Origin of the sequence: Streptomyces hygroscopicus subsp. hygroscopicus, assembly GCF_030269125.1 — a bacterium.
Lineage (GTDB): Bacteria > Actinomycetota > Actinomycetes > Streptomycetales > Streptomycetaceae > Streptomyces > Streptomyces hygroscopicus_C.
In genome coordinates this window covers 1,041,347-1,057,244 of record NZ_BSSM01000001.1, presented here as the reverse complement: position 1 = coordinate 1,057,244, position 15,898 = coordinate 1,041,347, and the positions used below count along the sequence as shown (strand labels likewise).

At 73.9% G+C, this 15,898-nt stretch carries 12 protein-coding genes and 1 pseudogene; 11 read left to right on the top strand and 2 right to left on the bottom strand.

Annotated elements, in window-relative coordinates; all coding sequences use genetic code 11:
- The 9 genes and pseudogenes from QSK45_RS04420 to QSK45_RS04380 all read left to right on the top strand — a co-directional run.
- Positions 1 to 482, top strand: a pseudogene (locus QSK45_RS04420) (2-oxoacid:ferredoxin oxidoreductase subunit beta); the annotation flags it as partial.
- A 33-nt stretch (positions 483 to 515) separates the two neighbouring features.
- The gene (locus tag QSK45_RS04415) at positions 516 to 2,468 is read left to right on the top strand and encodes an FAD/NAD(P)-binding protein (protein ID WP_285553334.1); all 1,953 of its coding nucleotides are present in this window, start codon (positions 516 to 518) and stop codon (positions 2,466 to 2,468) included.
- A gap of 24 nt (positions 2,469 to 2,492) precedes the next feature.
- The gene (locus QSK45_RS04410) at positions 2,493 to 4,004 is read left to right on the top strand and encodes a class I adenylate-forming enzyme family protein (RefSeq protein ID WP_285553332.1); all 1,512 of its coding nucleotides are present in this window, start codon (positions 2,493 to 2,495) and stop codon (positions 4,002 to 4,004) included.
- Between the two features lie 156 nt (positions 4,005 to 4,160).
- The gene (locus QSK45_RS04405) at positions 4,161 to 4,727 is read left to right on the top strand and encodes a TetR family transcriptional regulator C-terminal domain-containing protein (protein WP_285553330.1); all 567 of its coding nucleotides are present in this window, start codon (positions 4,161 to 4,163) and stop codon (positions 4,725 to 4,727) included.
- Between the two features lie 250 nt (positions 4,728 to 4,977).
- Positions 4,978 to 6,417: an MFS transporter gene (locus QSK45_RS04400; protein WP_285553329.1), complete on the top strand. Its 1,440-nt coding sequence runs from the start codon at positions 4,978 to 4,980 to the stop codon at positions 6,415 to 6,417.
- A 155-nt stretch (positions 6,418 to 6,572) separates the two neighbouring features.
- Positions 6,573 to 7,553, top strand: a complete 981-nt coding sequence (locus QSK45_RS04395) for a quinone oxidoreductase family protein (protein WP_285553326.1) — start codon at positions 6,573 to 6,575, stop codon at positions 7,551 to 7,553.
- Between the two features lie 46 nt (positions 7,554 to 7,599).
- Entirely contained in the window at positions 7,600 to 8,217 is a 618-nt protein-coding gene (locus QSK45_RS04390; protein WP_285553324.1) for a pyridoxamine 5'-phosphate oxidase family protein, read from the top strand.
- A gap of 300 nt (positions 8,218 to 8,517) precedes the next feature.
- Positions 8,518 to 9,219, top strand: a complete 702-nt coding sequence (gene rnhB, locus QSK45_RS04385; RefSeq protein WP_285553322.1) for a ribonuclease HII — start codon at positions 8,518 to 8,520, stop codon at positions 9,217 to 9,219.
- Between the two features lie 68 nt (positions 9,220 to 9,287).
- Positions 9,288 to 9,917, top strand: a complete 630-nt coding sequence (locus QSK45_RS04380) for a hypothetical protein (protein WP_285553319.1) — start codon at positions 9,288 to 9,290, stop codon at positions 9,915 to 9,917.
- Between the two features lie 337 nt (positions 9,918 to 10,254).
- Here the strand turns inward: QSK45_RS04380 and QSK45_RS04375 are convergent, their stop codons facing one another.
- Both QSK45_RS04375 and QSK45_RS04370 read right to left on the bottom strand, forming a co-directional pair.
- Positions 10,255 to 10,872 (bottom strand): hypothetical protein, encoded by a 618-nt coding sequence (locus QSK45_RS04375; RefSeq protein WP_285553317.1) that lies wholly within the window; start codon positions 10,870 to 10,872, stop codon positions 10,255 to 10,257.
- 291 nt (positions 10,873 to 11,163) lie between these two features.
- The gene (locus QSK45_RS04370) at positions 11,164 to 13,344 is read right to left on the bottom strand and encodes a RecQ family ATP-dependent DNA helicase (protein WP_285553315.1); all 2,181 of its coding nucleotides are present in this window, start codon (positions 13,342 to 13,344) and stop codon (positions 11,164 to 11,166) included.
- 133 nt (positions 13,345 to 13,477) lie between these two features.
- Between QSK45_RS04370 and QSK45_RS04365 the strand changes: the two genes are divergently transcribed.
- Both QSK45_RS04365 and QSK45_RS04360 read left to right on the top strand, forming a co-directional pair.
- Entirely contained in the window at positions 13,478 to 14,902 is a 1,425-nt protein-coding gene (locus tag QSK45_RS04365) for a DUF4192 domain-containing protein (protein WP_285553313.1), read from the top strand.
- Positions 14,903 to 15,009: 107 nt separating this feature from the next.
- Complete coding sequence (locus QSK45_RS04360) at positions 15,010 to 15,768, top strand: NUDIX hydrolase (protein ID WP_285553311.1); 759 nt, start codon at positions 15,010 to 15,012, stop codon at positions 15,766 to 15,768.
- Positions 15,769 to 15,898: the final 130 nt, after the last annotated feature.

Sequence of the window (15,898 nt, the reverse complement as noted above, 5' to 3'; positions counted from 1 at the left end):
TCACCGAGGTCCTGCGCGCCGCCGCCGACCACCCGGGCACCGCGCTGATCGAGATCTACCAGAACTGCAACATCTTCAACGACGGCGCCTTCGACACCCTCAAGGACAAACAGCGCTCCGAGGAGGCGCTGATCCGCCTGGAGCACGGACAGCCCGTCCGGTTCGGGGCCGACGGCTCCCGAGGCGTCGTACGCGACCCGCGGACCGGCGACCTCCACGTGGTCACCGTGACCCCGCAGAACGAGGCCGACCTCCTGGTCCACGACGCCCACGCCGCCTCCCCCACCACCGCCTTCGCCCTCTCCCGCCTCGCCGACCCGGACACCCTGCACCACACCCCGATCGGCGTGTTCCGCTCGGTCGAACGGCCCGTCTACGACACCGCCCTCAACGCCCAGCTCGACGCCGCGACCGACCGGCACGGCAAGGGCGACCTGACCGCCCTCCTCACCGGCACCGACACCCGGACCGTCCTCAACTAGCCCCGTCGTCCCACACTTCGCAGGGAGATCGGAATGTCCACTCGCACCATCGACATCTGCATCGTCGGCGCCGGCCCCCGGGGCACCGTCGCACTGGAACGGGTCTGCGCCAACGCGCCGTCGCTGAGCCCCGGCCAGGACGTCCACGTCCACGTCGTGGATCCCTACCCCGCCGGCGGCGGCCGGGTGTGGAAGTTCGACCAGCCGCGCGAGCTGCTGATGAACACCGTCGCCGGCGATGTCACGGTCTTCACGGATCGGACCGTGACCTGCGACGGGCCGCTGACCCCGGGCCCCACCCAGTACCAGTGGGCCCGGATGGTCGCGGACGGCCGGGTGACCGACGTCAGCGACGAGGCGAAGGCCGAGGCCGCGCAGATGGAGGCGTGGTCGTACGCCTCCCGCGCCTTCCAGGGCGAGTACCTGGGCTGGGCGTTCCGGCACATCGTCGACCGGGCGCCGGCCGGGGTGTCCGTCAGCGTCCACCGGACGCGGGCGGTGTCGGTCACCGAGTCCGCCGACGGACGGCAGGAAGTGCGGCTGGAGGGCGAGGACCTGCCGCTGCGCGTCGACGCGGTGGTGCTCGCGCAGGGCCACTACGACGTGGCGCCCACGGCCCGGGAGCAGGAACTCGTCGACTTCGCGGCCCGGCACGGTCTGCACTACGTGGCCCCCGACAGCCCCGCCGAGGCCGATCTGTCCTGGGTACGGGCGGGCGAGCCGGTCATCGTGCGCGGTCTCGGCCTCAACTTCTACGACTACATGATCCTGCTCAGCGAGGGCCGCGGCGGCCACTTCGTCACCGACGGCGACACCCTGCGCTATCTGCCCAGCGGCCAGGAACCGGTGATGTACGCGGGCTCCGGGCGCGGGATGCCGTACCGGGCCAGGGCGGAGATCAAGCAGGAGGTCGTGCCCCGCTACAAGCCGGACTTCATCACGGCCACCGAGATAGCCGAGCTGCGGCTCGGCGCCGGCACCGGGCGCACCGACTTCCGGCGCGACCTGTTCCCGCTGGTGGCCAAGGAGGTCGCCTGGGTGTACTACCGGGCGCTGCTCAGGGACACCGCGCCCGAGGCGCACGCCCGCCTGGTGGCCGAGTTCCCGGGCCTGGACTGGGGCAGCCCCCGGATGGAGCGGCTCATCGAGGAACTGGTGCCCGATCCGGAGCTGCGGTTCGACTGGCAGCGCCTGGACCGCCCGGCGGACGGACTCGGCTTCGCCGACCAGGCGGCGTTCCGCGACTGGATCACCGGCCGGCTCGCCGAGGACCTGCGCCAATCCCGGCTCGGCCCGGAGCGCAGCGCGGTGAAGGCCGCCGCCGCGGTGATGCGCGACCTGCGCGAGGAGGTGCGGGCGGTCATCTCCCACCGGGGGATCAGCGGGGCGTCGTACCGCGACCACATCGACCGCTGGTTCAGCGGCCTGAACAACTACGCGGCCAGCGGCCCGCCCGCCACCCGGGTCGCGCAACTGCTCGCGCTGGTGCGGGCCGGGGTGGTCGAACCGCTCGGCCCGCGGATGAGGGTGAGTGCCGAGGACGGCGTCTTCCGCGCCTCCTCACCGGACGTGCCGGGCACCGAGGTGCGGGCCACCGCCCTGGTGGAGGCGCACCTTCCGCTCACCGACGTCCGCCGGGCCACCGATCCGCTGCTCGCCTCGCTGCGCGCGGCGGGGGAGTGCCGGGCGCACTTCATCCCGGATGCCGACGGGGCGGGATACGAGACCGGCGGTCTGGACGTGACCGAGTCGACGTTCCAGGTGGTGCGCGGCGACGGCACCCCGCACCCGGCCCGCTTCAGCTACGGGCCGCCGGTGGAGTCGGTGCAGTGGGTCACCGCCATCGGCGCCCGCCCGCACGTCAACTCCCGCACGCTGCTCCAGGGTGACTCGATCGCCCGTTCCTGCCTGCGCCAGGGCATGGCGCGGCTCGCCCGGCTCGGCGCCGACGAGAGCCGCGGCGCGACCGTTCCGCTGGCCGGCTGACACCCCACCGACGAGGAGACGGCAATGATCACGCTCGATGCTCTACGACAGCACGCCGGGGCCGCGCCGCACCGTGTCGCGGTCAGCGACGGGGACGAGGCCCTCACCTGGACCGAACTGGCCGACCGCGTCGAGGCGGTGCGGGCCTGGCTGACCCGCTCGCTGGACGCCGACGAGTCCAACCGGGCGATGGTGGTCGCGGGCAACAGCGTCCGCGTCGTCGTGGCGACCGCCGCGCTGGCCTCGCTGGGCATCCCCTGGGTGGGCGTCGACCCGGAACGCGACGGCGCCACCATCGCCGAGCAACTTGACGCCGTGGAGCCCACGTTCATCGTGGTGGACAGCTCGCTGCCGAACCTGCCGCGGGACTTCTGGCCGCGCTGGGGCGACACCGCCGTCCTGCTCGACCTGGTGGCGTTCCCGGCCTTCGACACCAGGGTCACGCACTACCTGGCCGCCGCCGAGGGAGAGCACCAGCCGGCACCGTGGGTCCAACCGCCGTTCAGCGCACTGGGCTTCACCAGCGGTACGACGGGCACCCCGAAGCTGTTCATCCGCCGCGAGCGCACCGAGAACCAGCGGGTCGCCTTCCTGCGCGACCGGTTCGACTTCGGCCCCGGCGACTCCTTCCTCATCACCTCGCCGCTCGCCTTCGCCTCCGGCCATGTGTGGGCCGGCGCCGCGCTGGCCCTCGGCGCCTCGGTACGGCTCGGCCCGCCGGACCCCGAGGCGGCGGTGGAGGTGCTGGCCGAGGAGCGGCTGACCGGCGCCTTCCTCGTACCGCCGTTCCTCGACAGGCTGCTGGAGGCCGCCACCACCACACACCGGGACGCCGACCTGACGGCGCTGCGCTTCCTGCTCACCGGCGGCCGGCACATCAGCCCGCGCACCATCGACCAGACCCGGGACCGCCTGGGCGACCTGCTGTACGCGTACTACGCGACCACCGAGACCGGCATCAACACCCTCGCGGACCCGGCCGACCTGGCGGCGGCTCCGTACGCGGCGGGCCGCTTCATGCCGGGCGTCACGGTGCGCGCGCTGGACCCGGACACCCTCGTCGAGCTGCCCGTCGGCCGGGTGGGGCTGCTCGCGATCGACAGCGCGTTCGCCCTGGACGAGTACGTGCACCGGCCGCTGGACACCGTCGAGATCGCCGGCCGCCGGCACATCCTGACCAGCGACTACGGCTATCTCGGCGACGACGGCAGGCTCTACGTCACCGCGCGCGCCGAGCCGGGCCTCGACGTCGTGCGGGTCGAGGGCGTCATCAAGGAGGACCCGGCGGTGCGCGACGTGTGCGTCACCTCGGGTCTGGACGGCGCGGGCACCGGAGCGGTCGCGGTGGTGGTGCTGCGGCCCGGCCTGGCGCCCGAGCTGCGGCAGCGCGCCCTGGTCCGGGTCGGCGAGGTCCTCGGCCGGTACGCGGGCCCCGCGAGGGTCACCGAGGTGGAGCGGATTCCGTACAACAGCGCGGGGAAGGTGGCTCTGCCGGTGCTGCGGGAGGAGGTGGGAGTGCGGGTCGGCGCGGCCTGAGCCGGTCGCCCGGCGGCCGTGTCGTCCCGTACGCCCCGTCTCGGCGTAGCCCTCTGCCGTCGCGCCCCTCCCCGTCCCGCCCCGAGTCCCTGCCGGTCGTCATCGGCAGGGGCTCTGCCTTGCGCACTGTACCTACTAGTATGTACAGTGGAACGCATGAAGCCGACGAAGGACCACCTCGTCGAGGCCGCTGCCGAGCTGCTGTGGGAGCGCGGCTACGCGGCGACCAGCCCGGCGATGATCCAGAAGCGCTCCCGTGCCGGACAGGGGAGCATGTACCACCACTTCTCCGGCAAGGCCGACCTGGCCGTCACCGCCATCCGGCACTCGGCGGGGCAGCTGCGCCTCGCCACCGAGGCGGCGCTCGGCAGCGGCACGACGGCGCTGGAACGCCTCGGTGCCTACCTCGACATGGAACGCAACCCGCTCGCCGGCTGCCGCGTCGGCCGGCTCGTCCAGGACCCCGACGTCGTCGCCGACGACCGACTGCGCGGCCCCGTCGCCGAGTTCTTCACCTGGCTGCGGCAGCGCATCGCCGACGTGCTCGCCGAGGGCGTGCGCACCGGCGAACTGCGCGCCGACACCGACCCCGAGGCCATGGCCTCGCTCGTCATCGCCACCGTCCAGGGCGGTTACGTGATCGCCCGCGCCCAGCAGGACCAGGCGGCGTTCCGCCGCGCGACCGAGGCCGCGAAGAGCGCCCTGGACCGGCTCAGAGCCTGAACCGTACGACCCGCCGCCCGCGCGGCGCCGCGTCCCGCCGCCGCACCTCCCGCTCGCCCGGCACCGCCTTGGGCCGTCGCACCACCCCGCCGTTCGGCACCGCCCTCGACCGTCGCACCGGCACGCCCCCGCGCGGGGTCATCTCCGGCCGTCGCGTCGGCACGCCCCCGCCCGGCGCCGCCTCCGGCCGTCGCGCCGGCACGCTCGCCGGACCCCGCCACCGCACCGCGACCGAAAGAAGGTTCCCCTCATGACCACCGTCCCCGACTCGCCGACGAGCACGGCGCGGCAGCCGATAGCCGCGCCCACACCCGCCCCGCCGGCCGCCGCCCCCGTGCGCGGCGCGCGTCACACCGCGCTCGCCCTCGCCGCCGTCTGCCTCGGCTTCTTCATGATCCTTCTGGACGGCAGCGCGCTGAACATCGCCCTGCCCGCCATCGAACGGGACGTCCACGGCTCGATGGCCGCCCTCCAGTGGGTCGTCACCATCTACACCATCCCGCTGGCCAGCGTCCTGCTCACGGCGGGCAGCATCAGCGACCGCTGGGGCGCGCGCCGGCTGTTCGTCTCCTCGCTCGCCGCGTTCACCGCCGCGTCCCTGCTGTGCGCGGTCAGTCCCGACCTGACCGTCCTGGTGGCGGCCCGCTTCCTGCAGGGCATCGCGGCCGGCGGTCTGCTGCCCACCACGCTGGCCATCATCGCCCGCACCTACCCCGACCCGCTCGAGCGCGCCAAGGCCATCACCGTCTGGGGCGCCACCGGCGGACTCGCCCTCGTCGCCGGCCCGCTCGGCGGCGGCGCCCTGACCGAACTGCTCGGCTGGCGCTCGATCTTCCTCATCAACGTGCCCGTCGGCCTGGTCACCCTCTACCTCGCCCAGCGCTACGCCGGCGAGACCCCCCGCCGCGAGTCCCGCGCCGCCGACCTGCCCGGCCAGCTGACCGGCATCATCGCCCTCTCCGCGATCGTCGCCTACCTCATCGAGGGCGGCTCGCTGGGCTGGCTCGCCCCGGTTCCGCTGCTCCTGCTGGCCGTCGCGGTCCTCACCGCCATCACCTTCGTCGCCGTCGAGTCCCGCTCGAAGCACCCGATGCTGCCGCTGGCCGTCTTCCGCCGCTCCGCCTTCTCCGCCTCCATCACCAACGGCTTCGCCTTCCAGTTCGGCGGCTACGGACTGCAGTTCATGCTCGCCATCTACCTCCAGCAGCAGTGGGGCCTCAGCGCCGAGAAGACCGGCATGTACTTCCTGCCCTTCGGGATCGCCTGGGTCTTCGGCACCATCGTCCTCAACCGCCGCCTCGTGCACCGCGGTCCGCGGTTCCTGCTGTGGACCGGCGCGCTGTCCTCCTTCATCGGCAGCGCCCTGCTGCTCGGCGTCACCGACCAGAGCACCTGGCCGCTGTTCGCCATCGGCACCGGCCTGACCGGCCTCGGCTGCGGTGTGTTCTCGCCGAGCCTGAACGCCGCCGCGCTGCTGGCCATCGACCCGGCCTACGCCGGCCTCGGCTCCGGCGTCCTCAACACCGCCCGCCAGGTCGGCATGGCGATGGGCGTGGCGCTGCTCGGATCCCTGATCGGCATGCACGACACCCTGCTCGGCATGCGCCTGAGTGCCGTCCTGGTGGCCGTCTGCTTCTTCGCCATCATCGCCCTCAGCATCCGGTACGTGCCGCGCAAGGAGACCGCTTGACCCGCCCCAGACCCAGCGGGGCCGTGCCGGACGGACTCCCGACGGCGCGGCCCCGCCCCTCGTCCGCGACCCGGTCCCCTCCGGCTCCGCACCCCCAGACCCATCCCATCCCCTTCGTCTCCGCATACAGATCCCCATCAGCGAGGAGTGTTCCCATGCGCGCAGTAGTGGCCGAGCGGCACGGCGGCCCCGACGTCCTGACCGAGACCGACCGCCCCGACCCGCGGCCGGGCCCCGGCGAGCTGCTGGTCCGCCTCACCGCCGCCGGGATCAACTACAAGGACGTCTACGAACGCGAGGGCCGCGCCGCGCTGCGGGCCCCCTTCGTCCCGGGCAGCGAGGGCGCCGGCACCGTCCTCGCCACCGGCGCCGACGTCACGGGTTTCCGGCCCGGCGACCGCGTCGCCTGGTGCGCGGCCCCCGCCTCCTACGCCGAACTCGTGGCGGTCCCCGCCGGGGCCGCGGTGCGCGTCCCCGACGACATCCCGGACGCCGACGCCGCCGCGACCATGCTCCAGGGCCTGACCGCCCACTATCTGACGACCTCCACCTACCGGGCGGCCCCGGGGGAGACCGCGCTCGTCCACTCCGCGGCCGGCGGCCTCGGACAGCATCTGGTACGACTGCTGGTCCGGCGCGGCGCCCGCGTCATCGGCACCGTCTCCGCGCCCGCCAAGGCGGCCGCGGCCGAGGCGGCCGGCGCCCACCACGTCATCGTCCGCGGCGGCGAGCCCGACGAGCTGACCCGGCGGGTCCTCGACCACACCGACGGCAGGGGAGCGGACGTCGTCTACGACGGCATCGGCAGGGACACCTTCGAGGCGGGGCTCGCCGCGCTGCGGCCGCGCGGCACGTTCGTCCTGGTCGGCGCCGCCTCCGGGCCCGTACCGCCGTTCGACCCGCAGTCCCTCGCGCCCCGCGGCTCGCTGTTCCTCACCCGTCCCACCCTCGTCGACCACGCCTCCGACCCCGAGGAGCTGACCGCACGCGCCGCCGACGTCTTCCGCTGGCTGCGCGAGGGCGTGCTGAAGACCGCGATCGGCGGCCGGTACGGCTTCGACCGGGCCGCCGAGGCACACGCCGACCTCCAGTCCGGCACCACCACCGGCAAACTCCTCCTCCAGTCCGGGCACTGAGCGGCACGCAGGCCGGACGGAGGCCGAAGGTAACGGAGACGCGCCCATGACCCGCTTCGCCCGCATCGCCTACACCGACTCGGTCAGGGGCGTCCAGGAACGCAACGGCAGCGCCCACGCGATGCTGCGGCAACTGGACGGACCCGACGAGCCCGACCCCCTGGGGCCGGTGGAGCAGCAGTTCATCGCCGAACGCGACAGCTTCTACATGGCCACCGTCAGCGAGACCGGCTGGCCCTACATCCAGCACCGCGGGGGCCCGCCCGGTTTCCTCCACGTCCTGGACGAGCACACGCTCGCCTTCGCCGACGTCGGCGGCAACCGGCAGTTCATCACCACGGGCAACCTGCGGCACGACGACAGGGTCGCCCTCTTCCTGATGGACTACGCCTACCGGGCCCGGCTGAAACTCTTCGGCCGGGCGCGCTGGCAGGACGCCGACGAGGCGCCCGCACTCGCCGGCCGCCTTGCCCGGCCGCGCACCGACGGCCGCCTGGAACGGCTCGTCACCATCACCGTCGAGGGCCTCAGCTGGAACTGCCACCAGCACATCACGCCGCGCTTCAGCCGTGCGGAACTGGACGAGGTGCTGCAACCGATCAGGGACGAGATCACGAGGCTGAGGGAAGCGGATCGGACACGCGCCCCGGAGGACGCCGTGTGATTCGCGGGTGCGACCCCCTGGCGGGGCTCGGGTGCGGGACCGATGGGGCAGGCGCGATCGGCGAGGACTTGCCTCCGAGGCAATCCGTGTGCGAGGTGAAGGGGTTGGGGGCGGTCGGGCGCGACCGGTGGCTCTTCTTCCGCGCGCCTCGCGAGCGACCGGCGACCTTGCCGGCCGATGTGTGCTCGCAAATCAGAGGGCCCCGGTTCCGGTACGGGGACCGGTAGGCCGGCGCTCCCGCCGCCGTGAGGGCGACCGGGGTGTCGGCCGGTGCCCCCGGCGGCGTAACCTAAGGGCGCCATGCCGTACGAACCTCCCACCCACACCGTCGAGCGCTCCCTGCGTGCCACGACCGGAGCGAGGGTCATCGCCGGTGTCGACGAGGTGGGGCGCGGCGCCTGGGCCGGCCCCGTCACCGTCTGCGCGGCGATCACCGGACTGCGCCAGCCGCCCGCGGGTCTGACCGACTCCAAGCTGCTGACCGTCAAGCGGCGCACCGCGCTGGACGAGATCCTGCGGGCGTGGGTGACGGCCTACGCGCTGGGGCATGCTTCCCCCGAGGAGATCGACGACATGGGGATGACGGCCGCGCTGCGGCTCGCCGCCGTCCGCGCCCTGGACGCCCTGCCGGTCCGCCCCGACGCCGTGATCCTCGACGGGAAACACGACTATCTCGGCGCCCCCTGGCGGGTGCGTACGGTGATCAAGGGCGATCGCTCGTGCGTCGCCGTCGCGGCGGCCTCGGTGATCGCGAAGGTTCAGCGCGACAAAATGATGGCCGAACTGGCTGTCGACCATGCAGACTTCGGGTTTGCGGACAACGCCGGGTATCCGTCGCCCGTGCACAAGGCCGCACTGGAAGAGCGGGGCCCCACCCCGCACCACCGTTTGTCGTGGGCGTATCTTGATGCGCTGCCCCAGTGGCGGCATCTCAAGAAGGCCCGCAACTGGGCGGACGGAAGCGTTCCGGAAATCGAGGGTCAGCTCGGCTTCGACTTCTGACGGTTCCGATCGCACTGATGTGCCACCCCGTCATCAGCGCCACTTCAACGTTTGATAAAAATCAGCTCATGCCTCTCATTCCCGAGGAGCCTCAGATTCACGAGAGTGCCCAGGGTCCCCGCGTCACGCCGGCCAGCGGCCGCACCGCGCCGACCCCTCGCCCCGTACCCGGCCCCCGTCCCGCGGCGCCGCCCCGCCCCGGTCGTCCCGGCCCTCAGCGGCCTACGCCGCCGGTGCAGCGCACACCGCGTGACGTGGCTCCGGCCAAGCCCGGCCCCTCCGGCCCGGCCACTGACACCGCCCCCGCGGGCGGTCCGCAGATCCAGCTGATCCCGGCCTCGGCCGAGGGTGCGATCGACGCCGCCGAGGAGGCCGTCGACCTGCTGCTGGACTCGGGCCGCGCCCCCGGCGACGTGCTCGTGATCACCACTGGTGCCCAGCACCCGTGGGCCGAGCACGAGCTGTCCTTCGGCGAAGCCGCCTACTGGGCGCAGCACGACGCCGGTGACGACGTCTTCTACACGGACGCCGCCATCGCCGCCCGTGCCGGGTCCCGTCCGGTGGTCGTCGTGGCCCTCAACGGAGGCCCCGACTCCGCCGCCACCGTCCTGCCGCTGGCCAACACGCGCGCCGAAGCCCTGCTGATCGTCTGCGGAGACCCGCAGCAGATCAACTCGGCCCTGGCCGCGGGCGTCTGACCGGACACCGGGCACCGGGTACCGGCAGCCGCCCGAGGGGGCACCGCACGGTGCGCCCTTCGGCGTGCCGGTCGGCGCCCCGGCATGCCTGCCGGGCGCCGCGCACCGGTCGCCCCGGCCGCGGGCGGGTAGCGCGTCCCTCGGTGCCTCGGTGCCTCGGTGCCTCGGTGCCTCGGGCGCCTGGGACCTGGCGGTACCCCCGGGTGCCGGGAGCCCCGACGGGCGAGCGAAGCCGAGCGTGGGGGAGGGCGGGCGCTGGGTGCCACTCCCTTCAGGGAGGCACCCGGACAGCGCCTGGACGCCTCGGGCGGCGTGTGGTCGGCATCGGCGCCGACCCTCAGCGCGCCGCCGCCCGACGCAGCACCTCGGAGACCGGCCCCCCGGTCCGCGGCGCGGGCGGCGGAGCATCCGCCGTGGCGAACGGCTCCGGCTCCGAGTGCGCGTTGGGCCGACGTCCACCGCGCCCCTCGCCCAGCACCTGCCAGCCGTCATGGGTCAGGGTGATGTACGCCCCACACCGCAGACCGTGCAGCGTGCAGGCGTCACGCAGCCCCCACATCCACGCCCCGTCCTCCTCGGTCCAACGCGCGTCGCCCTCGCGGCAGTAGAGCAGGACGGCGGTTCGCACCGGAGTACGGCGGCGCAGGTCGTGCGGTATGACCCGGCGCAGCTGGGACAGCAGCGCGTTCCGGAACATCCAGCCGTCCGCCGGGGCGGCGGACCGACGGGTGAACGACGCGCTGGCGCACAGCCGTTCGTCCGGGTCGAGCACGGCCACGACCGCCGTGGACGGCCGCGGACGATGCCGGGCGTGCAGTCCGCTGACGACCTCGCGGGGATTGCGCAGCAGCGGGATCCCGGCGGCGGCCCACTCCGCCGGCTCCAGCACGCGGCTGGCGGAAGAGGTGGGCGTCGACAACGAGGCCGCCGGGGACGAGGCGAATCCGAAGGTCACGTTCCTCCCTTCGGCTACGCGCCCACACAACGGGCGAGGTCGGATTCGGGGACCGCGCACCGCAGCGAAGCCCAACCGGATCACGGACAGGCCGTGCGGGGAGCGGATCTCAATTCTTCCTGTCGAACTGGAATGCGGCAACGAGCAATTGGGGTCGCCGCCGGTTATCGGATGGTGCGTGGCTTATATCCCTACCCATAGGCCGGGCGGATGACGCATGGCGTGCCGTGCCCCTCCGGCGCGGCCCTGGAAGATCCCTGACATGTGGGCGGGACCTCCCCACGACCGGCGTCAGCCCTGAACCGCGAGGACGAGCGGCAGCACCCCCTTCGCACCGGAGCGGCGGAGCAGCCGCGCCGCGACCGCGAGGGTCCAGCCGGTCTCCGTGAAGTCGTCGACCAGCAGCACCGGGCCGTCGGCCGCGGCCAGCGCCGACACGAGGACGGGCGGCACCGTCAACGCGCCGTCGAGGGCCTTGAGCCGCTGCGCGCTGTTGCTGCGCGACATCCGGGGCGCGTCCTCGTCGTACGCCACGGACCCCAGCAGCGGCAGCCGCCCGGTCTCCGCGATCCGCGCGCCCAGCGAGTGGACGAGCCGGGGTCGGGTGCGCGAGGCGACGGTGACCACCCCCACCGGTCTCGCCTGGGCCCCATCGACCCCGGGCGCCCAGCCGCCCGGACCCTTGGCCCAGTCGGCCAGCACCTCGATCACGGCGCGCGCCACGTCGTCCGGCACGGGCGCGTCCGGCGTCTGCGGCGCGAGCAGCGGGCGCAGCCGGTTGCCCCAGCCGATGTCGGAGAGCCGGCCGAGCGCCCGCCCCGGCGCGGCCTGTTCACCGGCCGGGATACGCCCCTTGAGACCGATCCCGATGGCCTGCAACCCGGTCGGCCACATCCGCCGGGGTTCCACCTCCACCCCCGCGCGCCTCAGATCGCCGCGCGCCGCGTCCAGCGCCGCCGAGGAGGCGTCGGCGGTGAAGCGCGGGCCCGCGCAGTTGTCGCAGCGGCCGCACGGCTTGGCCCCCTCGTCGTCCAGTTGCCGTTGCAGGAACTCCATCCGGCACCCGGTGGTGCTCGCGTACGCGCGCATCGCCTGCTGCTCCGCCGCGCGCTGCCGCGCCACCCACGCGTACCGCTCGGCGTCGTACGACCACGGCCGACCCGTCGCGAGCCACCCGCCCTTGACCCGGCGCACCGCACCGTCCACGTCGAGGACCTTGAGCATGGTCTCCAGCCGGGAGCGGCGCAGCTCGACCAGCGGCTCCAGCGCGGGCAGCGACAGCGGTCCGGCCGCCTGGGCGAGGACGTCCAGGGTGCGCCGCACCAGGTCCTCGGAGGGGAAGGCGAGCGAGGCGAAGTACTCCCAGATCGCCTCGTCCTCCCGGCCCGGCAGCAGCAGCACCTCCGCGTGCTCCACACCGCGGCCGGCCCGGCCCACCTGCTGGTAGTAGGCGATGGGCGAGGCGGGTGAACCGAGGTGCACCACGAAGCCGAGGTCGGGCTTGTCGAAACCCATGCCGAGCGCGGAGGTGGCGACCAGCGCCTTGACCCGGTTGGCGAGCAGGTCGTCCTCCGCCTGCTGCCGATCGGCGTTCTCCGTTCTGCCGGTGTACGACGCGACGGTGTGGCCGCGCTGCCGCAGGAACGCGGTGACCTCCTCGGCGGCGGCCACGGTGAGGGTGTAGACGATGCCGGAGCCCGGCAGGTCGTCGAGATGGTCGGCAAGCCAGGCCATCCGGTGCGCCGCGTCCGGGAGCCGCAGCACGCCGAGACTCAGGCTCTCCCGGTCCAGCGGGCCGCGCAGCACCAGGGCGTCTGAGCCGCCGCCGGTACCCAGCTGCTCGGCGACGTCGGCGGTCACCCGGGCGTTGGCCGTGGCGGTGGTGGCCAGCACGGGGACGCCGGGCGGGAGGTCGGCGAGCATGGTGCGCAGCCGCCGGTAGTCGGGCCGGAAGTCGTGGCCCCAGTCGGAGATGCAGTGCGCCTCGTCCACGACCAGCAGGCCGGTCGCCGCGGACAGCTTGGGCAGGACCTGGTCGCGGAAGTCGGGGTTGTTGAGGCGCTCCGGCGAGACGAGCAGGACGTCGACCTCGCCGGCGGCGATCGCGGCCTGCACGTCCTCCCATTCCTCGGTGTTCGACGAGTTGATGGTCCGGGCGTGGATGCCGGCGCGGGCCGCCGCCTCCACCTGGTTGCGCATGAGCGCGAGCAGCGGCGAGACGATCACCGTGGGCCCGCTGCCCCGGGCCCGCAGCAGCGAGGTCGCCACGAAGTACACCGCGGACTTGCCCCATCCCGTGCGCTGCACGACCAGCGCTCGGCGCCGCTCGGCGACCAGCGCCTCGATCGCCCGCCACTGGTCCTCCCGCAGCCGGGCGGCGCCCGTGGCGTCCCCGACGAGCCGGGCGAGGACGGCGTCCGCCCGTGCCCGGAGATCCGCGTTGCTCGTGTGCTCGTGCTCCATGCGTTCCATACAACAGGACGGGACCGACGAACGGGCGGGCCGGAGGCGGATCTGTGGACGACGGCCAGTGGCTTGTCGTGTCCCTGATTCGACTTATCCACAGGCCCGAGCGGGCTCGCCGGATCCGCGAGATCGTCGGCGCATGACGCATCACAGCGAATCCACCGAGCAGGTCACCCTGCGCACCCCGGCCGAACTGGCCGACGCCCTGCCCTACCTGCTGGGTTACCGGCCGGAGGACAGCATGGTCCTGGTCGCCCTGCACGACAGCGGGGGCAAGGGCAGGTTCGGCGGCCGGGCCCGCCTCGGCATCCCCGCGCACGAGGAGGACTGGGAGGAGGCCGCACGGCAACTGGCCCGGGGCCTGGTGACCGGCAGCGAACGGCGGGGCGCCAGGCCCGAACAGCTGGTGGCCTACGTCTGCCAGGAACCCGGCCCCGGAGAGAGCGGCCGGGACGTCGAACGCCGGCTCGCCCGCCTCGTCCACCTGCTGCGCGTCCAGTGCGGCGACCTCGACGTGCCGGTCATCGAGGCCCTGTGCATCTCCGACGGCCGGTACTGGTCGTACTGCTGCCCCACCGAGGACTGCTGTCCCGAGGACGGGACGCCGATGGGCCTGCCCGGCACCTCGGTCCTCGCCGCGGCGGCCACCTACGCCGGTATCCAAGTCCGGGGCACCCTCAAGGAGTTGCGTGTCCGGCTCCAGCCCTGGGAGGCCGCCGCGGCGCGGGAGCAGGAGGCCGCCCTCGACGCGGCGGGCGCGGCTCTGGTGCCCCGCATCCTCGACGCGGCGGGCCGTGCGGAGGTGGCCGAGGAGACCGTCGTCCTCGCCGAGCGGCTTCTGCACCGCCTCGCGGCGGCCACCCCGGTCGCCGGCGCGCTTCCGGCCGACCTGCGCGACGACGGTCTGATCGGGCACGACGAGGCGGCCCGGCTGATCCTCGGCCTCCAGGACCGCACCACCCGCGACCGCGCCGCCGCGTGGATGGAGGGCGACGAGGCGGCCCCCGCGCTGCGGCTCTGGCGCGCCCTCGCCCGCCGCTGCGTCGGACCCTACGGCGAACACGCCGCCCCCGCGCTGACCCTGGCAGGCTGGGTCGCCTGGTCCACGGGCGACGAACTCGAGGCCCGCGAGGCCCTGGCGATGGCGATGGGCGCCGATCCCGACTACCTCTTCGCCCGCCTCCTCCATCAGGCGTGCAACGAGGGGATCGACGTGGAGTCGATCCGCCGCTGCCTGCGAGCGGACCGGACCGGGAAGGCGCCGGCCGCGGAGCCCGTGAAGGCCGCGGCGACCACCGAACCGGTGACCAGGAATCCGGTCGACCCGGCGCCGGCGGCCCCGGCACCGGCCGGCGAGCCCGATCCGGCCGCGCGGATCCGCCGACGCCGCCGGCTGAGGTCCGCCGTCGCCGCCCTCGGCGAGGGTCCCCGCGCCGCCCGCGTGCTCGGACAGCGGCGCCCGGCGACCCCCGGGCCGGCCGCCGGCCGGCCCCCGCGCGCAGGCACCTGGCACCCGGCCGGCACGCGTAGGCACGCCGAAGGAACGGAGGGGACCATGCCCTGAAACGGCCGGGAGCCGCCCCGCCGCCCATAACGCGACGAAGCGGAAGCGCCGTCGCTGCGACCGGCGAAGGGCGTGTTTATCGTCAGGCAGACGACTATGATCGCGGCATGCCCTACGACCCGTCAGCCTTTCCGCCCTTCGCCGTCACCGTGGACCTGGTCGTGCTGACCGTTCGCCGTCATGCGCTGTGCGCGTTGGCGGTACGCCGGGGCGAGTCGCCCTTCCAGGGACGGTGGGCGCTGCCCGGCGGCTTCGTACGGGCCGACGAGGACCTGAACCAGGCGGCGGCGCGCGAGCTGGCGGAGGAGACGGGGCTGCACGCGCACGACCCCTCGGCCCCCGCGCAGCACAACGGGGCGCACCTGGAGCAGCTCGCCACCTACGGAGACCCCGATCGGGACCCGCGGATGCGCGTGGTCAGCGTCGCGCACCTCGCGCTCGCCCCCGACCTGCCCGCACCCCGCGCGGGAGGGGACGCCAGCAACGCGCGCTGGGCCCCGGTCGAGGAACTGCTCCAGCAGAGCGGTTACGGCCGCGACGGTGAACCCGTCGCACCGCTCGCCTTCGATCACGCCCAGATCCTCGCCGACGGCGTGGAGCGGGCCCGCTCCAAGATCGAGTACTCGTCGCTGGCCACCGCGTTCTGCCCGCCGGAGTTCACGGTCGGGGAGCTGCGCCGGGTGTACGAGGCGGTATGGGGGGTGGCCCTCGATCCGCGCAACTTCCACCGCAAGGTCACCGGGACCCCGGGATTCCTCGTTCCGACGGGGGGCACGACCACACGTCAGGGCGGTCGGCCGGCCCAGCTCTTCCGGGCCGGTGGGGCCACGCTGCTCAATCCGCCGATGCTGCGTCCCGAGGTCTGACGGGCGCGGAGCCCGGACGCGGCCGGGGGAGCCGGGCCGCTGTTGCGTCGAACGGTGGACAGGGACCGGCGCGGGAGCGTGGCACTCGTCGACAAAACCTCCCATACATCAAAAAACCGGACACCGCACG